Here is a 26,615-nt window from a genome sequence, read left to right on the forward strand (position 1 = left end):
TTATGGTGAAAAAAGCAGCAATCATAGTGTTATTATTGGCAACTTTTGCTAATTATGCGCAACGAAATGTAGTTTTAATAATTGCAGATGATTTAGGAAAAGATTATTGCGAAATGTATCCCGATCATTCGCCTAAAGTAGTTAAATTGACCAATATAGAACGGCTTAAAGATAGAGGTGTTGTTTTTAGTAATGCTTGGTCAAGTCCTTTGTGTTCGCCTACTCGCGCTGGAATACTTACCGGTAGATATAGTTTTAGAACTGGAGTAGGGGATGTTGTCGACGGAACGAATACAAAATTAAGTCTTGCCGCGACTATTATCCCGAAAGTTTTAAATCTTTATGCTCCAAATGGGATATCTAAAGCCCTGATAGGGAAATGGCATCTGACTAGTTTTGGTCAAAGTGCATATAATGACCCAACTATAATGGGATTTGATCATTTTGAAGGAAGCCTTACAGGTGGTTTAGGTCAAACTATTAGTGACTTCTTCACTTGGACAAAAATAACGAATGGCGTTAAGAGTATATGCACAAATTATGCAACAACCGAAAATGTAAATAATGCCATTTCATACATAAATAGTCAGCCTTCGACAAAACCATTTTATTTGCATTTGGCTTTTAATGCTCCCCACACGCCTTATCATTTACCTCCTTCTAATTTGATTGCTGCCACAACTTTATTAGGAACCCAAACTGATGTTGATGCTAATCCAGTACCATATTTTCAAGCGATGGTAGAGGCAATGGATACAGAAATAGGACGTTTTTTTGACTATTTAATTAGTTCTGGAAAATGGAATAATACCGATATTATTTTTATGGGTGATAACGGAGATGATTCTAAAGTAGCTCAGGTCACTCCATCAAAGGGAAGTATCTATCAAGGAGGCGTAAATATTCCTTTTATTATTTCGGGTCCAGATGTAGTAAATCCAAACAGAACCAGTGATGCCTTGGTGAATACTGTAGATTTATTTGCTACAATATTAGAATTATTTGGAGACACAAATTGGCAAAGCCAAATTCCTACTACGGTTGTAGATAGTAAAAGTTTATTACCGATACTTAAAAACACCGCCTCATCAATTCGATCAGTTGCATTTTCAGAGGTCTTTAAGGATCCGACAATTTCAGGCGATGGAAAAACAATAAGAAACAGTGATTACAAATTGTTAAAATTCGATAACGGTACCGAAAAATTTTTCAATCTAATAACGGATCCAACTGAAAAATCCAATTTGCTTTTAGGAACTTTAAATACGATTCAAACCTCCAATTATAATTCATTATGCAATCAAATGACAACATTGATTGGGGGTTCAAATTATTGCAATCCAATATTTTTGAATAATGAAAGTTTTGAGGCCAATCAAAACCAGGTTTATCCCAATCCATTTCAATCGACGGTTCATTTCAAATCCTATTCAGGTAACGAAAAGTACCAATTATTTTCAAGTTCAGGACAATTGATTTTTGATGGTGCAAGGATCGAAAAACAAGATTTCTCGGCTTTGGCAAAAGGCGTTTATTTCCTGCAAATAACCGATAAATCAACAACTACAGTTAAGCTTCTAAAAGAATAAATGTCATATTTTGAAACTATAACTCTATATGTCCAGCTTGGGTTTACTCACGTAATTCCTTATGGTTATGACCATATTTTATTTATTTTAAGCTTATTTTTTTTAAGCTCTCAATTAAAAACGGTGCTTATTCAATGTTCTGTTTTTACTTTGGCTCATAGTATATCTTTGGGTATAGCAACTTTAGGTTTTATTCTACCCGACGCTGCTGTTATTGAACCATTAATTGCTGCTTCTATACTATTTACGGCAATTGAAAATATTGTACATAGCAAATTATATACTTGGAGAATTATCTTAATTTTTGGATTTGGATTAATTCACGGTCTAGGATTTGCCAATGCCTTGAATAAAATTGGCTTGCCTAAAAATCAATTTTTCACTTCGTTGTTGTCTTTTAATTTGGGTGTCGAGTTAGGGCAAATAGCAGTTATTCTTGCTGCTTATTTCTTGGTCAGCAAATGGTTTAGTACTAAAGTTTGGTATAAAGAGCGGTTGGTTTACCCAATTTCAAGCATTATTGGATGTATTGCCCTCTATTGGACAATTGAAAGAATATTGTTTGTAAATTAAACTTTTCCTGATTAGTATAAATTGAATTACACCAAATAGGACTTCTTAAATTAAGTATTCAATCCTATCTATTTGATTTTAATATAATTGAATAGTCAATTATTGAGACAAAAATGCAACTTTCTTCAATAGAGGGAGCTTTTAAAAAGCCAGTCATTTGATTGGCTTTTTTGTTTTCGAAAAACTTCTAAAATAGGCCTTGTATCTTTATTCTTCATTCTACTAAACTAGGCCGGTTTTATATTGGCTTTACTTCAGATTTTGATAAAAGATTTGATTTTCATTTAAACTCAGACGAAAAAAGAAAATTTACACATAATGCAAACGACTGGATTACTTTTCTAATAATCAAATGCCAATCAAAATCTCAAGCGTTAGCGATTGAAAAGCATATCAAAAAAATGAAAAGCAAAATTTATATTCAAAACCTTATCTTGTATCCTGAAATGATAGACAAGTTATTACAAAACACTTGAACTCATAATCAAAGCCCCACTATCGGGTTAGATTGAGCCCATTTCTTGAGCCAATAACTATCAGTAATAAGGATTCAAGCAAAGAAAGCCATTACAGAAATATTGAGACTTCTTTTAGTTGCATACAAATTTTATAATCTGTAGTGAATTACCCCGATGAAAAAAACGAAAAACTATTTTGACTAAAACTAAATCGTTTTATTTGTGTATATATGCTTACAAAAATTTAATTTATGTGTCTTTAATCGATTTTTTAAGTGTTTAATCAGTTTATTTTTAAATAATTAAATAATTTTAAAAGTGAAACAAAATGAGTTTGTGCCCCAAATTTATTTTTCCAAAAACTAATTAAAAACGATTATTGATGATAACGTTATGGAAAAAACTATCCTACTAGCTAAAAAAAACTGTCTTTTTACAACTAAAAACAACATAATATATTTAGTGTTTTTAATACTATTATTTTTCGTAACTATTCACGTTAAGGCGCAAACACAGGTAACACCACAAGTTAACTTTTCTCAAAGAACTTCCTCGGCCTCACCAACTCAAAAAATATATAATATTAAAGGTGACTTTACATTAATTGGAAATACTAATCTATCCCTTGCAAATTACTCCAACACCACAAACAATCAAAGAAATACAATGGAATACATTGATATTGATGGTGATCCCGCTACTCTTAATTCTTCAATGGCAACTCTAGAACTTTCTAATTCCGGAGAAAATGGAGCCAATCAAAACTGTTCAAATATTCTTTATGCAGGACTTTATTGGACTGGGAAATCAGATGACCTTGATTCCTTTACCGCTTCAAAAAAGGTTCAAAATGGAACAAAAACAACTACTGATAATTTGACCGTAATTGACAATCAAAATATAGTTAACACAAATTATAATTTAAATATAACTAGAAATAATCCGAGTAACACTAATCGTAGCCCTATTTATACCTTTTCAGGAAATGGTAATAGCTATGTTTTTAAGTACACCAATAATACAGACCCTAATACAGTAACACTTTCCGTAAATGGTGCCGCTGCTACAAATATTCCTGTAACCATAATTGTATCAGGAACCACAGCAACTGCAACTCTTACGACACCCTATATTATTACAGATGGAACGGCAACATTAACCATCAATCAACTAATCAGAGACACCGCAACAAATTTAAGTTCTATGAATACTCGAAATAGTTCTTCAGCAACGGTAATTGTATCAGGTACTGTTCCTATATATACAACTTTAACTAAAAAGTATGACAAAAAAGTAGTTTCACTAAAAGGACCAGGTGATGAATCTTACATCACAATCACTGCAAAACCTAATGGTGGAAATTCTGATATCTGGTTTCCTGGAGCTGCCCAAAGTGGAATTTTTGTTGGCTACCAAGAAATAACAGATTATGTGAAAGCACATGGAACTGGAGCTTACACTGTTGCCGATATAGCTTTAAAAGAAGGAATCGACACATCCCCTGGTTATTCGGGAGGTTGGGGAATGGTAGTAATTTATTCAAATCCTATGATGAAAAGTCGTGCCGTTACACTTTTTGATGGATATGCTAATATAAATGGACAAGCTAGCAGAGGTCAATATGGCCTCATCCCTATTTCAGGATTTACAACAGTTGGTTCAGGCCCTGTAAATATGAAACTGGGGGTAATGGCAAGCGAAGGAGATGTTGCATTAACTGGTGATTATTTAGCTGTGCAAAAACTAAATGCCAATTCAACGGTTTATCCTGCGAACTATTTGGTATTAAGTCATTCAGGCAATTCAACAACAAACTTCTTTAATTCTTCAATATTCCCATTCCCTGCGGCTGGAATTAGTAATCCTAATTTAGTAAACAATACAGGAGTTGATTTTAGTATGTTCACAATCCCAAATGCAGGAAATTCAATCATAGCTAACAATCAAACTTCTACTACTTTTAGGTTTGGCTCCAATTCTGATATCTATACCATATTTGGATTTGCCATGTCAGTGGATTCATATTTGCCTGAACCGAAGGGACTAATAAGCGTGAATTCTATTAATAATGTTACAAACCCTCCCATACTAAATGCATTGCCAGGTCAAACAATTAATTATTCCCTCGACATCACTAATGAAGGTACCGATGCTACAAACAATACCATAATTTCAATTCCCATTCCGGCAACCTCAATTTTTCATACAGGAACTATTGTATATCACACCTACCATGGTTTTGCACCCAACACTGCTCCATATTTCGATCCATTGTTGAATAAAATCATTTGGAAATTGGGTACATTGCCCATAACTCCTGGTCATCCTGAATATATATATGCAGATGTAAGCTTCGACCTTGATGTTACAACTGATTGTGATATTATACTAAATGCAGGTTGTAATCCTTTGGTTTCTTTAGATGCTGGAAACATAACAGGTCAAGGTGCTATTTCAGGAATTTCTTTCACAAAGAATTTTTTTCAAGGATATGATACATCTGATTGCCATTTACCTATTGAGGGTGCAATTCAAGTAACCATTGATAAAAGTTTATGCTTGGAAGGTATGGCGGGTCCAGATCAGATATCAGCTTGTGGTGGCGATAATGTTACCTTAGCAGCAAAATCAGGAACAACAGGGTCTTGGTCTATCATTAGTGGTCCGTCAGGTGGTGGAGAAATATTTTCGGATAGCACAAGTTCAACTTCAGAATTTTACAGCCCAAATATTGGAATTTATACCTTAAGATGGACAACAAGTTGCGACAATACTGACGAAGCTCTTATAACACTTTCGCTTTGTAATGTTATCAATTTTGATGGAATTGACGACAATGTTAACTTTAAAAATAACTTTAATTTAAATAGTGGAAATTTTAGTATTGAAGCATGGATAAAACCGAATACTACCAATGAAAATACACAAACAATTCTCTCAAAACATCTCACCCCAACTTCGACTGATGGATATGATTTAAAATTGGTTAACAATTTTGTTTCATTCAATTGGAATAACAATTCCTTAATCGCCACACATGCCATTGACACTAATAGATGGTATCATATTGCGGTTACTTTCGACGGTACAAACTATCAATTATACATCGATGGAATATTAGATAATACCGCTACTGGCGAAAACCCAACAGGGAATAATGTGGATTTTATTTTGGGTGCAATGAGTCAAAACAAGTCCATTCCTCATAATTTTTATAACGGCTATGCAGACGAACTGCGCATATGGAATACTTGTTTGACAGTAGATCAAATTCGTCAAACGATGAATCAGGAAATCACAGATGATGGGAATGGCAATGTAAAAGGAGTAATTATTCCCAAAAATACAAATGACTTAAGTTGGACTAATTTGTTAGGTTATTATCAAATGAATCGTGCAAGCGACATCAATAATGGCTATTTAGTAGATAAATCTGGCAACTCTAAAAATGGTAAATTGAAAGGCATTTATATTCAAGAACCAGATACGGCACCAATTCCTTATACTTCAGTAGCTGATGGAAATTGGGAAACGGACAATACTTGGACCAATTATCCAGTTTGGGATGTTCCTAATAGTATTGGTATTGATGCCTCAACAAGAATTGATTGGAATATAGTTCAAACCTCACATAATATCTCATCTAATGGTAATAAAACCGTATTGGGATTATTAGTAGACAGCAACACATTAACGGCAGCAAATGATTCAAAAATAGAAGTTTCTAGTTACCTAAAATTAGATGGTAAAATAGATTTACAAGGAAAATCACAATTGATTCAAACCATAAATAGTGATTTGGAAGTTACAAGTGCTGGATATATTGAAAGAGACCAACAAGGACAATCAAATAAATTCAACTATAATTATTGGTCATCTCCTGTGGGGTCAATAAACACTACTAGCAACAATAATTCCTTTACGGTTGCTGGTATTATGAAAGACGGAACATATCCCGAAAATATTCAGGATATCGTTTGGACATCTGGATATGACGGTAGTCCCACAAACCCAATTACATTAAGTACATATTGGATAAATAAATTCCAAAATCTAACTCCTATTTATGCCAATTGGACAAGAGTATCCCAAACAGGAACTTTACTTCCGGCTCAAGGATTTACCTTAAAAGGAAGTGGTGCGGCTACAGAAACTCAAAACTATACTTTTGTAGGAAAACCAAATAACGGGAATATTACTAGTACAATTGCAGCCAACAACATCAATTTGTGCGGAAATCCATACGCATCTGCTTTAGATTCCTATGCTTTTATCAATGCAAATATTGATTCTATAACTGGAACATTATATTTCTGGGAACATTATAATACAAATAGCTCTCACGTATTGGCTCAATACCAAGGAGGATATGCAACTAGAAACCTTGTTGGAGGAACGGCTGCAGTTGCTCCAGCTGGGATTAGTGGTTTAGGTTCAAGCAACAGAGTTCCTGGAAGATACATTCCCGTAGGACAAGGTTTTATTTTATATGGAAGTAGTACAGGCGGAATCATAAATTTTGACAACAGCCAGAGAGCTTTTATAAAAGAATATGATGAAACAAATCCCAATCCCTTGTTCAGAAAATCTGCTTCTACTGTTGTTGAAAATGTATTCAATAACAAAAATGATGTAATTCCGTCAAAAACTGAATTCCCTAAAATTAGATTAGGATTCATAGCTGCAAATAATCTCCACAGGCAATTACTTCTTGGATTCATGGACAAAAACGCAACTAGTGGGATTGATACTGGCTATGATGCAAATATGATTGATGTTCAGCCAAACGATATGTATTTCTTAAATACCAATACAAAACTAGTAATTCAAGGTGATGGCTATTTTAATACTTCAAATGTGTATCCTATAGGAGTTGTTACCGCGGTGGAAGGAAATGTGAAATTTAATCTTGATAATCTTGAAGAATTTGATTCGAATCAAAACATATATATTTTTGATAATGTTACTAATTTATATCATGACATTCGCAAAGAAGCTTTCGAAATTTATCTTCCTGTAGGAACTGTAAATAATCGTTTTTCTTTACGATTTAAAAATACAGCTGCTATAGAGGAAAATATCTTAGTCTCAAACGAAAACATTATGGTAGCATTTACAAAAAATGACAAAATGATAAATGTAAATAACAACGTTATAGATACAAAAGTAAAATCAGTTATTCTATTCAATATTCTTGGTCAATTTTTAAGTGCTTGGGAGGTTAAAAATGAAGATCAAACAAAAATTAAAATCCCAGTTAATAACATAAGTTCTGGAACATATATTATAAAAGTACAAACATCAAAAGGTCATATTAATAAAAAGATTATCATTAATTAAAAAATCCCTTGCTCCTATTTCCTACCAATTAATTATTTCCTGCAGATGAAATAAAATGAAAAATAAAATTTATAAAAACCTTATGGTATATCCAGAAATGATAGACAAGTTATTACAAAACACTTGAACTCATAATCAAAGCCCCAATAGATATAGGGATTGGTTCGAGCCCAAGATAGGTAGCTAAAGCAGAAAGCCATTCATTTGACTGGGTTTTTTGTTTTCCATAACGATGGATTTTTTATATCGCTATTTAAGGATAAGACATTCTAATAATAAAAAAACTCAAAATTTCTTTAGAGTTTTTTTTGATTTCTAACAATTACTATATGTATATTGTAAAAAGCTATATATATCTGAATCGCTTTTTTATATACTATTTATTTTAACATCATAAACTTTACAATCTCCTTTTCTAAAATCTTAGGATTAGCTCCCTCATGACCTGCTACTAATGCTCCTAAAGCACAAGCGTAATTTAAAGATTTTTGAGGTGACTTCCCTCTTAGTAATCTAATTATTAATGAAGCTAGAAATGAATCTCCTGCGCCAACAGTATCAACCACTTTTATAAAATAACCACTATTATAATAAAACCTTTCATTATAGTACAAAACAGCTCCAAATGCACCTTTAGTAACGCATACTTGTTTTGTATTTGTTTTATCAGCAATGAATTTAATATTCTGCTCAAAAGAATTATATGGGGAATTCAATTTTCTGCTTATTTCAAATAATTCTTCATCATTAAGCTTTATGAAATCTGCTTTCAGCATCAAATCTATTAATACCTCTTGTGTATAATAGGGTGCTCTTAAATTGGCATCAAAAACTTTATATTTTGCTATTTCCAATAAAGCATTTAAAGTAGATCTTGATTCTTCATCTCTACAAATTAAACTTCCAAAAATAAAAACATCTGCATCCGCAACTATATCTTTAATATCTTCATTTAGAACTATTTTATCCCAAGCAGATGGGTACAAAATATCATATGATGCATTTCCTTTTTCATTAATCATTACATTAACTACTCCGGATTTATACTCTTCGCTTATTTGAATTATATCAGTATCAATCCCGTTCTCAGATAGAAAAGAAAGAATTTCTTTACCATCAACATCGGAACCAACTTTACTAATAATTGTTGATTCAGCTCCAAACGATTTCATTCTAAGCGCTACATTCAATGGTGCACCTCCAATTTTCTTGTGAGTTGGAAAAACATCCCATAATACTTCGCCATAGGTAACGGCCTTAACCTTAAATAATTTAATCATTTTTTCTAATTTTAATAAATTTAAATAATTAAAGGGCAAGTAAAACTTGCCCGATAAAATTACTAACCAAAAAATTATTATTGAATTACTATTTTGTATTTAAATAATCTATCGAATTACGGTAGATTCCTTGAATGTTGGATGCATAAGCATTTGTTCTACCATCATTCATAGCCCATTCCATACCCCCAACGCCTATTGCAATAATAGTTCCAGCATAAACGGAATTCGATTTAAACTCAATAATACCAGGACAACATTCATCTGATACACCAGACCAAACAGCGAGAACTTTTCCTCCGTATAAATTTTCGAATTCTGCGAACTGCCCTTTTTGATGTCCTGGCCCCAATAATGGTGCTATATCCCATAAATTATTATGATCTTCTTTGTATCCTCCACTAATTATAGGAAAATAACCATTAGAATCTGTAGTAATTACTTGAGTAAAGTTGTAAATAGGATTACTTCTTTGATCATTTTGGAAATTCACACCACCATCAATGCCCCAAGTTTCAGAATTAACAAATCCAATGCCGTTTCCTTTTATTGTTAAAAGACCACTTTTATCACGACCTACTACTTCAGCATAACTAGTCGCCATACCTCCTAAAAGCATCTTACCACCTTCAACAAGATATTGAGTTAATATGTTTTTCTTGTCTAAACTTACTTGTGGTAGAGCCGATGTTCCCTCAGTATCATAAAAGAAGAAAACAACATTCACTGTTTTTAAAGAATTTAGCGTTAAATCAGAGAAAGGAATAAAAACAAATCTACTTCCATAAGTATCTTTTGCCCATTGAGCAGCTGCTTTTACATCTTCATCAACAATTGTTGCAATCGAGCTGGCATCACTAACAAAAGCTATTTGATTTGGTAACACACGAGCATTTATTATATATCGTCTCGTTTTATCCCCTGATGTAGCAGTTAGTTCAAGTGGGGTTGTTAAATTTACCGTTGACCCAGTTGCTGGAGAAACAGTTACACCTTCTGGACTTTGTATATCTAATACTACTGCCGCTAAATTGGTATCTGAAGGCAAAACAAAATTAACAACTCCAGACAAATTATCTATCGTAGCACTGGTTTGACCTATTTTAATGGATTCGATTACATTCAATGTACTTGTCAATTCATCGTCATAATTGAGACGTTCTTCACAAGAGTATGTTATTGTTGCTATTACTAGCAACAATACATAATTCAATTGAAATGAGTTTATAAATTTATTTTTCATAGTAATAATTATTTAATTTATTGAAGTAAATAGTCAATTGCGTTTTGAGTCAATTTAGTCACATTCTTTTGGAATTGGTTTGTTCTACCATCGTTCATTTCCCATTCATAAGAAGCTGCGCCAACTGAAATAATTTTTCCCTGCCAAACACCTGTAGGATGCCATTCTGCTGCAGCTACAACACACATGTCTGGAATAAATTGCCAATCACCAAGAATAGTACAATGTGTAAGTGCTTCAAATTCTGCTCCTCTCGAGACACTACAATGTTGAAGTGTTAAGTCAGCAATTGGTCCTAAATCCCAAACTGCATTATGATCCTCTTTGTACCCATTATCGATTAATGGAATAAATGTCCAAGAAAATGTTTCTCCTATAGAATTTTTAACACTCGTACTAGTGATGCCTGCAAAAATTGGATGAGTCGTTACATTAGTAGGCTTGCCAGCAGAATTATTTAATCCCCAATAATCACTATTTGGACCACCTGCTCCAGCACCTAAAACATTTGGATTATATGGTATTCTTCCCATATCATCAATATATGTATTTGCTAGACCCGCCATAAACATATTTCTACCGCTTTTAACAAAATCAGCTAAAACGCTGACCTTTGCGCTTGGAATTGCACCTCCGTCAGGAAGTTCAGACGAATCAGTATTATCATAATAGAAGAATACAACTTTTACATCTGCTAGTTCAGCAGGAGTTAAATTTGCAATAGAGATATATTTGAACAAAGATCCGTAATGAGTTTCTGTCCATAGTGCAGCAGCTTTTGTATCTGGTTCACTAATGGCTCCAATAGTTGTAGCGTTTCCAATAAAAGCTACTTTTGTTGGAGTGATAGATTGAATGGTAACCGAATATGTTTTAGTTAATTTTTCAGAATTTGTTACTGTATAATTTACCGAACCAATTGAAAAATTTTGTGCTATACCAGAAGTTGGATTTACCGATTGTCCCGATGGAATAGTAATTGTTGGTGAAATAGACGTTAAGTTTGCACTAGGAGGCAATACGACTAAAATAGTATTTGTTGAATTATCGATGATACCATTTACACCATTTACACTAAAACCTGTAATAGCTGGCGCACTAATTTGAGTTACCGTTACTGTATATTGTTTTGCAGTATATCCATTATTTGATAAAACTGTATATACTACTGGAGAAGTAAAATTTCTCGCCACTCCAGAAGCAACATCTACAGTTGTTCCTCCAGCAATAACAAAAGAGGGCGCTAAATTATTTAAATTACCATCTTGACTACCAATTTCAACTGCAATAGTATTATTAGTTTCATTAATAACGCCTGTTTTACCAGCAATAGAAAATGATAATATTTTAGGATCACCATATGCAGCTAGGCTTACTGTATAGGTTCTGTGAGCTCCATTTGTAGAAACCACTTCAAATGTTACTGGACCTGCACTAAAATCTATAGTTGAACCTGAAGCAGGTGTTACAGTTGCAGATTCTGGAAGTCTAATTTCAGGGGTAACATTTTTCAAATCAGTTCCTGAAGGTAATGTCATTGTGATAGTTCCGATGGTATGATTTATATCTGCAAACTTAGTTCCTACTTTAAAAGATTGAATTATGGATTGTGTATAATCTGGAACATTATCCGAAAAATTATCGTCTTTTGAACAAGAGATTACAGCAAAGATAAGCGTCATAAGGGCTAACGCCATTTTATAAATAGACAGTTGATTATTTATTGTTTTCATATTTTTTAATATTTAGTTTATTTTTAATTAGTATCCAGCTCTTTGTTTATATACTCCTGAACTCGCATCAATTTCAATTTGTGGTATGGGTAAATATTGTTCGTGAGCTTGTAATGAAGCACTTTGTAAATAGGTACGACGTGTTTTTTCAACCTGAATGTAGTTGTTGACATATTGTTCGGCAATACCCCATCTTACCAGGTCATAAAAACCATGTCCTTCATTTGCCAACTCTAATCGACGCTCCATTCTAAGAGCTTTTCTTGCAGCATCTTGAGACAAACTCAAAGGATAAGGATTTATTAAATAATTTGCAGCATTTTGAGATGGATTGTTGAAATCTTTAACATAAGGAGCATTTTTGGCTCTGTTTCTAATATCATTAATCAAAGTAATACCTTCAGACATATTTGCTCCAGATTCAATTAAAGCTTCTGCTTTCCATAACAACAAATCGCTGTATTTAATGATCGGGAAGTCTAAATTACCAAGTGCCCAAGGGAACCCTGTAGGATTTGAAGCCAAACCGTTTGAATTTGGAGAAATTACATTTTTCTTACCTTCAAAATAACCATAAGTGGCAGGATCTCTACTCCAATCATTTTGCTGTGGTCTTGCAGCCCAATCTTTCCAAGTTATGCCTAGTCTTCCAACTTCATGATCTAGTCTTGGATCTACTAAGTCTGTTGAAGTTACATTTGCATTATTATAACTGTCAAAAAGAGGAAGTCCATCTGCTCCAACTTTAAAAGCGTTTACCAAGTTTTGCGAAGGTTTATCAAAATCATCCCCATTCAAATAAGGGTTTTTAGTGTCGTCTCCTGGGCTATCAGGTGCATTTAATAAATTACCAAAGTTTAAATTACCAAATTCTGACCCGTCATTTATTGAATATTGAACTGCAAAAATGTTTTCACGATTTCCATAACCTGGGATTGAATATAATTTTTCGATATCATCTACTAATCCATATTTTCCTGAATTAATAACATAGTTTGCACTTACAATTGTCTCAGGCCATTTTTTTTGAAATACTTGCGCTTTACATAAGTACGCATAAGCTACCACTTTATTTGCTCTACCTAAATCTGTTTGTGTATCAGGTAAAAGAGCAATCGCATCGTTCAAATCGCCTTCCACTTTAGACCACATAAAGCTAGTATCAAAAGTATTTGTGATTTTATTAATATCTGCAATTGGAGTGTTTTCATCGTACCAAACTATAGATCCAAAATTTTTAATGGCTTCAAAATAAAAATGAGCTCTTAAAACTTTTAATTCTCCAATTCTTCTTTTCTTATTAGGAAATTTAGCTTCATCTATTGTGCTAATTGCTCTTAAAGCCGAATCCACCCTTTTAATTCCAAAATAAATCGCTCTCCAAACATTGTACGCATTTTCACTTGAAGGGAATAAATCGTGTGTTTCCAGTTGATGCATGCCTCCTCCAGGATTATCACCAGTTCCACCACCTCCTTTATAGGAATCGCCACAACGTATGTCGCTTGTAGCCCAATTGGATGGAGCATGGTCAAAAGGCCATAAGTCTCTAAATTCACCCGTATTATAGCGATAATCAAGTGCGCTATAAGCCGCAATGACTAATTGCTCTGGGTCAATATTATCTGCCGATAAAACATAATTTTCTTTTACATCTAAATCGCTGTCATTTACACAGGAAAGCAATTGCATGCTTATCATAAGAGTAAATACTATTTTAAATTTTGTTTTCATATTTTAAGATTTTAAAAATTTGCGTTAATTCCAAAAGTCATCGATTTTGTATGAGGAATTCCATAACCTGCCACACCAATTCCTCCAGCACTTAAACCAGAAACTTCATAGTCAAAGCCCGTAAAAGAAGTTAGAGAAAACAAATTTTGTCCCACTAGGTAAAATCTCAATTTATTGATTCCCAACTTTTTTGTGAAGCCATTATCAAAATTGTATCCTAATGATATTGTTTTCAGTCTGATATACGAACCGTCTTCAACAAAATAACTTGAAGGTTGCAATTCATTATTACTATTCAAAGTAGATAAAGCTGGAATATTGGAATTTGCGTTACTTGGTGTCCAAGCGTCTAAAGTATTTGTATTATGATTGAAACTAAAATAATTGAAATCACCAATAGCACGTTGTGCATTATACAAATCATTTCCTTGTTTTCCGTCAAAAAATAAAGTTAAATCAAATCCTTTAAATGAAGAATATAAGTTTATTCCATATATAAAATCGGGATGTGGGTTGCCAATAATTGTTCTGTCAAATTGGTCAATTTTTCCGTCAAAATTAATATCTCTGTATCTAATTTTACCCAATGCTTTTCCGGGTTGATCGGCGTGAACAGCAACTTCTTCAGGAGTTCTAAATAATCCGTCAGCAATTAATCCGTAAAATGATGCTATTGGCGATCCTTTTTTTGTTATTGACACTCCGTTGAGTAAAAAATTAGACTCTGTATCTAAACTTTCTACGTTATTTTTATAGGTTGAGAAATTCAAATCAACACCATATTTGAAATCATTTTTAGGATTGCTTTTGTAGCTCAACACCGCTTCAAAACCTTTGTTACTTACTGAACCTGCATTAATTAATGGCGGTTGACTTTCTCCGTTAATAGATAAAGCAATAGGTCTTAAAATTAGATCATTGGTAGTTTTTACATAGAAATCGGTTTGTAACGAGATTCTTTCGTTTAAAAATCCTAAATCAAACCCTACATTGTATTGTTCTGTTGACTCCCATTTAAGATCAGGATTCGCCTGACGAGATTGCAATATACCACTTGCAGTACCTAAACCTGTTCCACTAATGTTGTAATCAGAAAACTCAACTACTCTACCAACAGTATTGTCTACATAACTCGAAAGATAGGAGTAGTCGGCGATTTGATCATTACCATTTACACCCCAAGATGCTCTTAGTTTGAAATTGGAAATATACTTATTGTTCGTTAAAAATTTCTCGTTTTTTGCATTCCAAGCAACAGAAGCTGATGGAAAAATACCGTATTTATTGTTTTCTCCAAAACGTGAAGATCCATCTCGTCTTAGGGTCCCTGAAACAATATATTTTTCATCAAAAACATATTTAAGTGACCCAAATTGTGAAATCTTAAATGTTTCCACTTTTCCAACTAAAGTTTTATATTGCGCATTATCATTAATTACATAACCAGCAGGGTCAGTAATATTAACCCCATTAATTTGGTTATTATGAAAGTTTTCTTCTCTAGCCGAATTTTCTATACCTCCTAATAATGATATCCTATGTTTTCCAAAACTTTTATCATATTTTAAAGTATTGGTAAAAATGGTTGCCAGGTAATCATTATCTACATCATCTGTAGTGATTTTTTGGAATACGGATGGGATTACGCCATTTGCAGAAAAGGCTTGGGTTGCCGTGTTAAATTTATAGGTGCCTTTATCAAAATTTAAAGTCGTATTGAATACTAATCCTTCAATAATTTTAAAATCTAAATAAGCATTTCCTAAAAATCGTTGATTCTTTTGTTCATTTTTTCTATTACTCCATAAATTAGCTACTGAGTTAGGTTTATCTTGCATACCCCCAGTTATTATAGTGGCGTAATCTCCAAGATTAGAATATACCGGGAGCAATGGGTTTTGAAGAATTGCATTTTCAAATTCATTTGCTTTTACCTCATTAAATTTAGAATACAAGAAATTTTCTCCGATAGTCACTCTATCCTTAAATAGTTTATATGAAGTATTTATTCTCGCATTGAAACGGTCATAACCAGTATATCTTTGAATACCATTATCTTCTGAATAGCTCAATTGAGTGTATAAACTAAGATTTTCAGTTCCTTTTCTGTACCCAAAATCGGTGTTGTTTGAATAGGTATCGTTTGTAATTTCATTTACCCAATTCGTATTTGCCGATGTTTGCAAGCCATTTGGATCTAAATATTGGGGTATGGTAAAACCAGAACCATTATTAATTAAAACTGGATGAGTTGGAGATGCTATTCCAGCACCTTGTTGCGCTTGATATTCTACATCCGCCCATTGTTGCGAATTAAGCAAACTGATTTTATCTCTTAACTTATTCATTGTTATTTCGGATTTGAAACTAAATTCAGAAACTCCTTTTTTACCTTTCTTAGTTGTAACAACAATTACTCCGTTTGCGGCAGAAGTTCCATAAATAGCTGCTGATGCTCCATCTTTTAATACTTGAATAGTTTCAATTTCTTCAGGATTTAACGAGGATGAACTTGTTGTTTGAACACCGTCGATAACCCACAAAGGTGCAGATCCACTAGTCACAGTTGTTAATCCTCTAATAATAATTTGAGAATCATTCCCGCCAGGTGTTCCGCCAGAGTTGATTTGTAAACCAGCGACTCTGCCCTGTAAGGCAGTTAAAACATTAGGACTAGATTCTTGAGCTATATCAGCAATTTTAACAACAGAAATAGCTCCTGCAATATCTGATTTTTTCTCTTTTGTATATCCTACAACTATAACTTCTGAAAGATTGTTTGAACTAGATTGCAATTTAATATTGTACGTTATTTTTGAAGTTACTTTAATTTTAGCTTCTAAGTAACCAATATAACTAACTATCAAAGTAGCCCCCTCATCGGCATAAATTTTAAACTTCCCATCTATATCTGTAGTAGTTCCATTTTTCGAACCCTCTACAAGAATATTAGCCCCTGGTAAAGGCTGACCATCGTCTGCCAAGACAGACCCATTAATTTGTCTTTGTTGCCCTGAAGCAATAAACACCAAGAAAAACAAGCATATTGACAATATGTTTTTCTTGTTTTTAAAATACTTAATTTTCATACATTTATAGTTTTTGGTTATTAGTCAATTTGTTTTTGTACATCTTTTATTTAAAATTTTAGTTGGTTTATAAATACATTTTTAAGTTCGAAATCAGAATTTGCTTTAGCTATTGAAAAAGATTCCATTGGTTTATCTGAAAAATAAATTTCAGTCATAACCGTTTTTCCATTATCATAAAACACTTCGATAGAGGTTTTATCGATAACCACTATCACTTCGATGGAATTAAAATCGGATGTAATAGGTGCTTTTGATATTTTCTTGGCAAATTCATCAGAGAAAGAGGTTTGACTTATATTCTTTCTATCCATATAGAAATACTTGTCCTTTTTATTAATTCCAAAATGAATAGCATTGTTTTCTTTGTTGGAAAGGATAAAATCATAGTTGTCGTCCTTTAAACCATTCAATGTAAAACGAATTTCCAATCTTGACATATTTACGGTAGATTTGTCAACAACCAAGGTTGTTTTATCAATAATGAGAAGCTCCTTTTTTATAGTTTTTGAAATATATTTATCCAATTCCTTAACTGGTAGAGAAACTATTCGATAATGACCATCCGTATTTATTAGCTTCAATTCCCTAGGAATAGTCATAGCACTTCTCCAATTTTTTGTCGGAACCTTATTTGCATATTCCCAATTTGACATCCAACCTATAAACAACTTACGACCATCAGAATCTGGAACATTAGACCAAGTAACTCCTGCGTAATTATCCTTCCCATAGTCAAGCCACAAAGCTCCATATTTGTTTAAATCTTGGGTGAATGAATTATTAAGTGTAAAAGTTTTTCCATCGAAATCGCCGACAAAATATTGTGTTGCCGATCCTCCATTTGGGCCGCCAGGATTGATACTTTGTAAAAGCACCCATTTCATTTCGGTTGAACCTTCCACTTTGATAGGGAAAAAATCCGGGCACTCCCAAGGAGCACCGTGCACGCCAAGATTTTTGCCAAATGCAGAGGCCAATTCCCAATCAATTAAATTGGAAGAACGATATATTTTAGTCTCAACATCGGCAGCCAAAACCATTATCCATTGTTTATGAATAGCATCCCATGTGATTTTTGGGTCTCTAAAGTCTTTGAGATTAGGATTTTTGATTACTGGATTATTCTTGTATTTTGTCCAAGTCATTCCTTCGTCTAAAGAATAAGCAATAGCTTGAGATTGAAAATCAATTGCTCCTGTTTTTGCTTTAACCTCATCGTGATACGTAAACATTGCTATAATTGGAGGATTTTTTAAACTTCCAAATCCAGAAGTATTATTCACATCTACAACTGCACTTCCTGAAAAAATATAACCTTTTTCATCTGGATAAAGCGCAATTTTCTCTTCCTTCCAAGTGATCATATCTTTACTTGTTGCGTGTCCCCAATGCATCGGACCCCAAACAGTAGCATCTGGATAATGCTGAAAATATAAATGATACAAACCTTTGTAGAAAAACATACCATTTGGATCATTCATCCATCCACTTTTAGGGGTGAAATGAAAATTGGGTCTGTATAATTCTTCATTGGTCACTACTTTTTCAATATTTGTCTTGGTAGAACTACAACCATTCATTACAACCAGTATCATCATAAAAAGCATTCTAATTAAAATTCCAAATTTTGATCTATTCATCATAATTCTTATTTATTGATTAAGCCTTTACTTACCTCTTCCAGAGAAATTCCTTTGGTTTCTGGCATCATAAAAATCACAAACAACAATTGGAAAACCATCATAAAAGCAAAAAAGGCAAATACATTTCCAACTCCAAAACTGGTAAAAAGAATTGGCACCATTGAAGGAATAATGGCAGCTAAAACCCAATGAACAGAACTGCCAAAGGACTGTCCAGAAGCTCTTAAATGATTGGGAAATATTTCAGAAATAAATACCCAAATAACAGCCCCTTGTCCAATGGCGTGGGCTGCAATAAAGAGGAATAAAAATCCAGGTACTGCCAACCCAGTCCAGTTTAAGTAAAAAGAAGTTGCCACCATTGAAAGAGAGAAAATATAACCAATAGATCCGAAAATCATTAATTTACGTCTTCCCAATCTATCAATAAGATACACTCCAATCAGTGTGAAAATTAAATTGATAAAACCGATACCAATACTACTCAACAAGGCTGTTTTTGCACCTAGTCCTGCTTCTTCAAATATTCTTGGAGCATAATATAGAAACGCATTAATTCCTGATAGTTGATTAAAAGCTGCAATCAAGAAAACCAATATTAGTTGAAAACGGTATTTTTTCATAAAAATATTTTCGTTCAAAGGAGTGCTATTACTATTATTATCTAGATCTTCCAAAATACTTTGAACGTCTTCTTTTGAACCAATTTTATCAAAAATAAGTTTTGCTTCTTCAATTCTAAGCATTGAATACAACCATCTTGGACTTTCAGGAATACTAAATGCCATTAGCGTATAGATTATTGAAGGAAAAACTTGAATACCAAGCATCCATCTCCAAGCATTTGGTCCAATATCACTTAGAAGATAATTTGATAAAAAGGCACAAAGAATACCAAATACAATATTAAATTGATACAATCCCACTAAACGCCCTCTATCCTTGGCAGGTGCAATTTCAGATATATAAGCTGGTGCCGCAATTGTTGAAGCTCCAATTCCTAAACCTCCAAGAAACCTAAAAAAAGCAAAAACAAACGGATCGTTTGAAAGTGCTGAACCAGCAGCCGAAATAGTAAACAAAATACCTATAATTAATAAGGTCTTTTTTCTCCCAATCTTATTTGTTGGAAATCCTCCAAAAATTGCTCCAATTACTGTTCCCCAGAGTGCCATAGCCATAACTACTGAACCGTGGAAAACATCACTTGAATTCCACAATATTTGTAAAGTTTTATCTGCCCCTGAAATCACTACTGTGTCAAAGCCAAATAGGAATCCCGCAAAAGAAGCAATGAGTGACCATCTTAAAATTTTAGTATTCATAAATCGTGTTTTTAATTATTTCCAAACTTATTATTAATCATCAAGATAACGTTTTCGTAATGTATCCATTAACTTCAAATTTGTAACATTAATTATAAAGTATTGATTTATAAATACTTAATTGTTTAAAACTAGTATGCAAGTATAATATTGTAACATAAAATTACAGTTTCGAAACATAAAATAAATTGTAAAACAAACTTTGAATAATTTAATAGGTTTAAAATTAGAGATACTGTTTTTTTATTTCTAATTATTTGCACTTATATCAATAGCATTACAATAAAAGAAACATTAATATTTATAAAATATGGACTACTTCGCTTCTAAACTTTGTTAAAAAAAGTTTTAAAATTTATAATTACAAAACCTTGAGAAAAACAAAATGTATAGACTTAACCGTTTAAGCAATTACTTTTTCATAACAAGTTTTTATAAGGAATAACCACACAATTAGATTGATTAAACAACTTTCTAAAGTTGTTTAATCTAATTTTTATGTAAAAGTACAAGCATAACAAAAACAGACTATGTAAAATATTTTACATAGTCTGTTTTTTTAGGATATGGTATTATAAATCAATCAAAAAATAATATTTCAATTGGAATCTTTCCCAACTTTTAATTTCTCATTACTATTCCACTATTATTTTGGCATCAAATAATTCATTTTTCAATAAACCTTTTATTATATAAACACCCCTGATTGCTTTATTTCCATCATCCATAATACCATCCCAATGGATTATTAGATTGTTGGGGTCTAGAATTGTTTCGATTTTTTTTACAGGAAATCCAGTTATGTCAAAGATATATCCATAAACAGGAGTAACCGCAGTGATATCACTAAATTTAACGTTGAAATTTACACTTGAAGGATTCGGAAAAACAACTGGATGAATTATTATTTCACTTTTTTTTTCAGCACGCTTGGATGCAGATGCAGTTCCGCCTCCTTGGATATTGTATATTTTCAAATCTATTGCTGTTGCCGAACCTCCTTGGGCATACAAATCAATTAAATTATTTGCTGTTGAAGGAAAAGATCGTGTTGCAAAAGCTAATTCTTCATTAACGAATACTTCAATTACAGAGGCGTCCACAAAAATTCTCCAATTGATGTTTCCTGCCGGCAATATATAGTTAGTGGATTGGTTAGACAGCGGAACACCTTTTAAAATAGAGGACTTACTTCTGTCTACAACAAAACTACTGGTTGTAAAATCATAATAAATTAAGGTTTGTTCACCGGTGGCAGTATTTTTATTTAGAGAAAAACCAACTTTTGTGGCAGTTCCTGGATTAATGGTAGCCACGATTTCATATTGAGATCCTGTTGAGTTATTTAATGAATTGGAACTGTTTTGGTCAAAAACTACATTGGTAAAATTTTTGGAAGAACCTCTAAGGCTCAACAAATTTGGGTGTGGAACTTGTTTTATTTTACCATTGGCAAGTGTCCAAACCCTTGGTAAACTAAATACGTTTGCCCAGCCTTGCTCTTTGTGTTTTGCAGAAGTAACACCGTCCGGAATAATTCCTATTGCCGTTAAATTTCCATTAGCGTCAGGATGAATGGAAGGGGACAATAATTGATTAATCACATCTAAACGTTCAGGAACGGGATTATCCCTAACGAATTGCGATCCATTAAAATTTCCAGTCCAATACAATGCATTTGCATTAGGAAGTTTATTAATCAGCACAATTGATTTTGCGCCAAAATTATAATAAACCGGCATTTCCCAAAAATCTCCAGTTCCATCTACAGAAGGATTTCCCTCCAACATTGTACCTTGAGGGGACCATTGTTTAAAATCGGAAGAAGTAGATTTATACAAATACAATGCTCCTCGTGAAGTTCCGTCCCTTAAACCTGAACCAATCATCATATACCATTCTGAATCGTGTTGGAATACAAAAGGATCTCTAAAGTCAGCATTAGCTGAAGTAGTTGGCGCATTTGGAATAATAGCAGAAGCATTTTTTGTCCAAGTATCATAGGGAGCTGTTGAAGTTGCAAGTCCTATTGCGGCTCTGGCTTTATTTACACCAGTATAAAAGATAAAGGGTTGACCATTGCTGATTATGGCGTGTCCTGACCAAATTCCAACTTCGTCAAATCCAGGTTGAGGCCATAAAATTTGTGTTTTTTCCTCCCAACTTACTAAATCACTACTAACGAAATGTCCCCAATTTAAATGCCCCCAATAAGGGCCATTGAAATTTCTTTGACTAAAAATATGGTATTTATTATCAATATACAGCAATCCGTGCGATTCATTAGTCCAACCTGCAGATGGCATTAAATGGTATTTTGGTCGATGAATATCATTGGCAAATCGAACAGCAGTCGGGATTTTAAGATCCGGATCTGAAGGTGTAAATTTATTGTACTGGGTTACTATCTCAGCCGCTGTCAGGTCTTTGCTCCAAAGCGCTACCTGATCTATTGCCCCTGTTAAACCATTCGTGTCAAATCCAGCGATTGTTTTCGATTTTGATTCTTTTCCAATATAAATAGTGGCATTATTATCCCATAGAAGTGTTCCAACATCAAACGTGGTACTTTTAATTTGGACCCCATTCAAATACAATGAAGCCGTACCGCTTGAAGCATTAATGTTTAATGCAATATGACTCCACTTTTTAAGCGCTACTTCTTGATCAGATAAAATTTGAATCACATTGGTTCCCACTTTAAATTGACCAATAACTCTTCCGTGATGATTGATCCCCAAGGCAATTCCAGCACTGGTGGATGTGTTTACATTTGAAAAAATAGCGGCATTTGTGTTTTCGGTAATTGGATCTGCATCTTTTCGTTGTACTGGGAAAGCAGATGGTGCAATCCAGCCAGAGACACATACTTTTGAGGTAGGATACGTTGTGCTTGCATTTCCTGTTGCCCATCCATAAAAGCCATTAACACGGAGTGCATTGCCCTCAACTCCGCTAATGCGTTCAGCAGAACCAGAAGGTCCATTGATGTTAAAACTGGCATTCGTTTTGGTTTCTGACAATGTTTGGCCGGAGGATTCATTAAAGTTAAATGAGAAAAGTTCTGTAGCCACCGTTGGATTAGGAATCGGGGTTGGAGTGGGACTTGGGTCATTTTGAGACTTACATCCAATAAGCAGAAGTCCTGACAGGATAATTGTGGTACACTTTTTCATTTTATAATAATTTTAATAAAATTACTATAATAATACCGTGAACAAGTTAAGTATTGTTACACCTATATTAATTATATACAAACAAGCACTAACCCTTATAAATACAAGGTATTAAGAATGAGAAAATCAAAGAAATCAATAAAAAAAAACACTCCAAATTACAATAGGTATAAAAATGTTACATTGTTTTAGCACAATTAATTATTTCTAAAGTCTTTTGGTGTCATTTCGTATTTAGTTTTAAAAGCTGTAGAAAAATAATTAGGAGATGCAAAACCACAAGAATAGGCAATCTCTGAAATGTTCATCGAAGTGGTCATTAATAACTTTTTTGCTTTTTCTAATCTAAAGTTATTAATATAGTCACTAACGCCTATACCTAAAACTGCTTTTACTTTTCTATAGAGTTGAACTCTTGAAATATTTAATTTACCGGCAAGTTCTTCAACAGAAAAAGAGGAATCATCAATGTGTTTTTCCAAAATCAAATTAATCTTATTCAAAAATTCTCTTTCAATTAAACTGAGTCTATCCGTTTCAATTTTGTCTATATTATTGGTATAATAATATCGTAATTTTTCTCTGTTAAACAGTAATCCTTTTATGGATTGTTTTAAAACTTTTAGGTTAAAAGGTTTTGTCAAAAACAAATCTGCGCCCACTTCCAATGACTTAATATAAGTGTTATTATCATCCATTGCCGTTAAGATGATTACCGGAATATGTGAGGTGATCATATTGGTTTTTAAAGCTTCGCAAATTTCAAAACCATTCTTTTCTGGTAAATTTAAATCACAAACTACAATATCCGGGATCAATTCCAAGGCTATTTCTAAAGCATTCGTTCCGTTGCATCTACTCACCGTATAATCTTCATTTAATTTTGCAGCAATAAAATCAAGTAAATCAGGATTATCCTCGATGATTAGAATAGAATGTTTGTTTTCCGTAATCAGGGATTCCGCATTAGGTGTTAATTCAGTTTCCAAGTACTCATATCCATTTTCACTGTCTGAAAAATAATCACTTTCATTTATAATTTTTGATTTATCGACATGGTCATCTCCCAATTTTAAGTAAACGGAAAATTCGGTACCGTTAATCGATTTTACTTCTATTATTCCTTCGTGTAAATCAACAAAATTCTTGGATAAATTCAATCCAATACCCGAACCGTTTATATAATTGTTGGAACCTTGGAAAAAGGGACTGAAAATTTGATTGATTTCTTTTTCTGGTATTCCAATGCCGGAATCTTTGAAATTAATTTTAACTAATCCTTTATTCTTTTCTTGACTAATTTTGATTTCAATTCTACCTCCATCCGGAGTGAATTTGAAACAATTAGACAGTAGGTTATAATAAACCTTATCCATCAAATTAACATCAAAATAAACCTCTAATTCTTCATTATCTGTTTCAATAGTATAGATTATTTTTCTTTTTTTAGCCTCTCTTTTAAATTCTTTAAACATATTAACAGAGAACTTCCATAGATTATTTTTGGATAATTTCAGCGTGAATTTTTTATCTTCAACCTTTCTAAAATCCAACAATTGATTAATCAATCGGAGTAATCTCATCGAATTATTGTACATTATATCTAAATCTTTTTTAACCGAATGACTTTTGTTTTTAAATTCATCGTGTAAAGATTCAACTGAACTTAATATTAGGGTTAAAGGGGTTTTGAATTCGTGAGATATGCCCGTAAAAAAATTAATTTTGGATTCATTACTTTCTTCAAGTTTCTCCACAAATTTTTCAATCTCATTTCTTTGTTGAATAATTTTTGTATTAGTTTCCTCCAATAACCTTTTTTTCTTTTTTATTGAAAATACGGAGTAAATACTAAAAAGACCTAAACAGAAAATTACCCCCAGAAGAAAGGTCAGCAATTTGATTAAATTATATAATGTCAGGTATTTCTTTTCTTGTTCCTTGATTACATTCTGTTGTGTCTCAATATTAGATTGTTGTTGCGTCACTTTATCAAATTGATTACTCATTATATCCGCATTCAAAGAGTCAATCAAAATGGTATTAAGAGTATTATTCTTAGGCACCATTTCTTTATTGGCTAACTTAATGGCCAGCTTAATTGCTTCACTACCACCGGTAGGATATAATATTGTTGCAGTTAACTTACCATCTTTAACAGCCTGAATTCCTCCATTTGGATCATTCAATCCATCTATTCCTATAAACTTTATATTTTTTTCTCTCCCTTTTCGTTTTGCTACTTCCCACGCTTGAAGCGCAATATTGTCATTAAAAGCAAAAACATAATTAATTATTGGCATCCTATCCAACACCTTACTAAAATCGTTATTTATTGACTCCAAATTCAGCGCGGATATACTTGTGTTTTTAATGTTTGGATATCGGTCGATAATTTGTTTAAATCCTAAACTTCGCTCCACACTGGGTGAAATAGCAGTCGTTGCCTTAATTTCAACAATATTGGCGTGAGCTTTAGATGCAGAAACAATATATTTTGCCGCAATATGTCCGACCTCAACATTATCAGCTCCTAAAAAGGCAGTGTAATTCGATGTATTCACTTTCCTATCGACAATGATTACGGGTATTCCCTTTTTATATGCTTTTTCAATTACCGGGACTATTGAATCTGAACCTAATGGAGCTACTACCAAAACATCCACGAGATTTTCAATCATTTTTTCAATATCAATAATCTGCTTTTTTGTACTTCCATTGGCATTGGAGATAGTTAAGTTGATTTCGGGATGAAGTGAAGCTTCGACCTTCATTGTATTATCCATAGATTTTCTCCAGCTGTCATCCTCAGAGATACTTTGTGAAAATCCAATTGAAATAGTATGCAGATCCTTAGTACCAGGATTACACGAGTATAATAGAAGTAAATAACTTATTAGAATTATATAAATAAGTTTTCTTAGCATTGTGTATTTTATTAAAATAGTTGATTTTAAAAATCACATCAAAAATAGTTGAAATTATATATTTTTGAAATTGAGGTATTATTTTAAAAGACTATTGATTTTTATTTAAGACTATTATCTATAAATCGTTATAAAATGTAAATGTATAGAAAAGCAATTTAGTTAGGAATATTCAATGCGAAATCTTTAACAAAAAGTAGGGATTTAAACGTAAACTAATAGAGTTTTTCTTTATGTCAAGAATTCATCATGAAGAATATAATTTGAACGTTGGCAAGGATGGGGCAATATATTCATAGAAGTAGACATGATATTTATATGAAGTGTTGGGTTAACCTAATAATATATCTCAAAAGGTTAGTTAATTTCGCTTTTTACATACCTTCATTTTTTAGTATAGAATTTTTAAATTAAAATCTATCTATTTGATTTTAATATAATTGAATAGTCAATTATTGAAACAAAAATGCAACTTTCTTCAATAGAGGGAGCTTTTAAAAAG

General features: G+C 32.8%; 13 protein-coding genes. 4 read left to right on the forward strand and 9 right to left on the reverse strand.

The window, feature by feature from the left end:
• Window positions 1-2 precede the first annotated feature (2 nt).
• The 4 genes from F6464_RS06215 to F6464_RS06230 all read left to right on the forward strand — a co-directional run bounded on the left by F6464_RS06215 (window position 3) and on the right by F6464_RS06230 (window position 7,960).
• A complete protein-coding gene (locus F6464_RS06215; protein ID WP_151106933.1) occupies window positions 3-1,589 on the forward strand; it encodes a sulfatase-like hydrolase/transferase in 1,587 nt (528 codons plus the stop codon).
• Window positions 1,590-2,162, forward strand: coding sequence for a HupE/UreJ family protein (locus tag F6464_RS06220; RefSeq protein WP_151106934.1), 573 nt, complete (start codon window positions 1,590-1,592; stop codon window positions 2,160-2,162).
• 209 nt (window positions 2,163-2,371) lie between these two features.
• Window positions 2,372-2,638, forward strand: a complete 267-nt coding sequence (locus F6464_RS06225) for a GIY-YIG nuclease family protein (RefSeq protein WP_225318041.1) — start codon at window positions 2,372-2,374, stop codon at window positions 2,636-2,638.
• A gap of 375 nt (window positions 2,639-3,013) precedes the next feature.
• Entirely contained in the window at window positions 3,014-7,960 is a 4,947-nt protein-coding gene (locus F6464_RS06230) for a LamG-like jellyroll fold domain-containing protein (protein WP_151106935.1), read from the forward strand.
• A 380-nt stretch (window positions 7,961-8,340) separates the two neighbouring features.
• On the opposite strand, the gene F6464_RS06235 is transcribed toward F6464_RS06230, so the two are convergent.
• The 9 genes from F6464_RS06235 to F6464_RS06275 form a co-directional block, all read right to left on the reverse strand.
• The gene (locus tag F6464_RS06235; RefSeq protein ID WP_151106936.1) at window positions 8,341-9,240 is read right to left on the reverse strand and encodes a carbohydrate kinase family protein; all 900 of its coding nucleotides are present in this window, start codon (window positions 9,238-9,240) and stop codon (window positions 8,341-8,343) included.
• Window positions 9,241-9,328: 88 nt separating this feature from the next.
• Complete coding sequence (locus tag F6464_RS06240) at window positions 9,329-10,483, reverse strand: DUF4960 domain-containing protein (RefSeq protein WP_151106937.1); 1,155 nt, start codon at window positions 10,481-10,483, stop codon at window positions 9,329-9,331.
• A 17-nt stretch (window positions 10,484-10,500) separates the two neighbouring features.
• Window positions 10,501-12,216 carry a DUF4960 domain-containing protein gene (locus F6464_RS06245; protein ID WP_151106938.1) on the reverse strand — a complete coding sequence of 572 codons (1,716 nt, stop codon included), beginning with the start codon at window positions 12,214-12,216 and terminating at the stop codon, window positions 10,501-10,503.
• A gap of 27 nt (window positions 12,217-12,243) precedes the next feature.
• A complete protein-coding gene (locus F6464_RS06250; RefSeq protein ID WP_151106939.1) occupies window positions 12,244-13,950 on the reverse strand; it encodes a RagB/SusD family nutrient uptake outer membrane protein in 1,707 nt (568 codons plus the stop codon).
• An 11-nt stretch (window positions 13,951-13,961) separates the two neighbouring features.
• Window positions 13,962-17,039, reverse strand: coding sequence for a SusC/RagA family TonB-linked outer membrane protein (locus tag F6464_RS06255; RefSeq protein WP_151106940.1), 3,078 nt, complete (start codon window positions 17,037-17,039; stop codon window positions 13,962-13,964).
• A gap of 50 nt (window positions 17,040-17,089) precedes the next feature.
• Window positions 17,090-18,685 (reverse strand): glycoside hydrolase family 32 protein, encoded by a 1,596-nt coding sequence (locus F6464_RS06260; protein ID WP_151106941.1) that lies wholly within the window; start codon window positions 18,683-18,685, stop codon window positions 17,090-17,092.
• A 5-nt stretch (window positions 18,686-18,690) separates the two neighbouring features.
• Complete coding sequence (locus F6464_RS06265; RefSeq protein ID WP_151106942.1) at window positions 18,691-20,010, reverse strand: sugar porter family MFS transporter; 1,320 nt, start codon at window positions 20,008-20,010, stop codon at window positions 18,691-18,693.
• A 635-nt stretch (window positions 20,011-20,645) separates the two neighbouring features.
• Window positions 20,646-23,186, reverse strand: a complete 2,541-nt coding sequence (locus tag F6464_RS06270) for a GH32 C-terminal domain-containing protein (protein ID WP_151106943.1) — start codon at window positions 23,184-23,186, stop codon at window positions 20,646-20,648.
• A gap of 197 nt (window positions 23,187-23,383) precedes the next feature.
• The gene (locus tag F6464_RS06275; RefSeq protein WP_151106944.1) at window positions 23,384-26,113 is read right to left on the reverse strand and encodes a hybrid sensor histidine kinase/response regulator transcription factor; all 2,730 of its coding nucleotides are present in this window, start codon (window positions 26,111-26,113) and stop codon (window positions 23,384-23,386) included.
• Window positions 26,114-26,615 lie beyond the last annotated feature (502 nt).

This window comes from Flavobacterium luteum (assembly GCF_008806775.1).
GTDB classification, from domain to species: domain Bacteria; phylum Bacteroidota; class Bacteroidia; order Flavobacteriales; family Flavobacteriaceae; genus Flavobacterium; species Flavobacterium luteum.

Bases quoted from the DNA above. Each gene is read 5' to 3' on its own strand.
- F6464_RS06245 (WP_151106938.1), bottom strand. From the start codon at position 12,216: ATGAAAACAATAAATAATCAACTGTCTATTTATAAAATGGCGTTAGCC.
- F6464_RS06265 (WP_151106942.1), bottom strand. From the start codon at position 20,010: ATGAATACTAAAATTTTAAGATGGTCACTCATTGCTTCTTTTGCGGGA.
- F6464_RS06240 (WP_151106937.1), bottom strand. From the start codon at position 10,483: ATGAAAAATAAATTTATAAACTCATTTCAATTGAATTATGTATTGTTG.
- F6464_RS06215 (WP_151106933.1), top strand. From the start codon at position 3: ATGGTGAAAAAAGCAGCAATCATAGTGTTATTATTGGCAACTTTTGCT.
- F6464_RS06250 (WP_151106939.1), bottom strand. From the start codon at position 13,950: ATGAAAACAAAATTTAAAATAGTATTTACTCTTATGATAAGCATGCAA.
- F6464_RS06275 (WP_151106944.1), bottom strand. From the start codon at position 26,113: ATGCTAAGAAAACTTATTTATATAATTCTAATAAGTTATTTACTTCTA.
- F6464_RS06270 (WP_151106943.1), bottom strand. From the start codon at position 23,186: ATGAAAAAGTGTACCACAATTATCCTGTCAGGACTTCTGCTTATTGGA.
- F6464_RS06230 (WP_151106935.1), top strand. From the start codon at position 3,014: ATGGAAAAAACTATCCTACTAGCTAAAAAAAACTGTCTTTTTACAACT.
- F6464_RS06260 (WP_151106941.1), bottom strand. From the start codon at position 18,685: ATGATGAATAGATCAAAATTTGGAATTTTAATTAGAATGCTTTTTATG.
- F6464_RS06235 (WP_151106936.1), bottom strand. From the start codon at position 9,240: ATGATTAAATTATTTAAGGTTAAGGCCGTTACCTATGGCGAAGTATTA.
- F6464_RS06220 (WP_151106934.1), top strand. From the start codon at position 1,590: ATGTCATATTTTGAAACTATAACTCTATATGTCCAGCTTGGGTTTACT.
- F6464_RS06255 (WP_151106940.1), bottom strand. From the start codon at position 17,039: ATGAAAATTAAGTATTTTAAAAACAAGAAAAACATATTGTCAATATGC.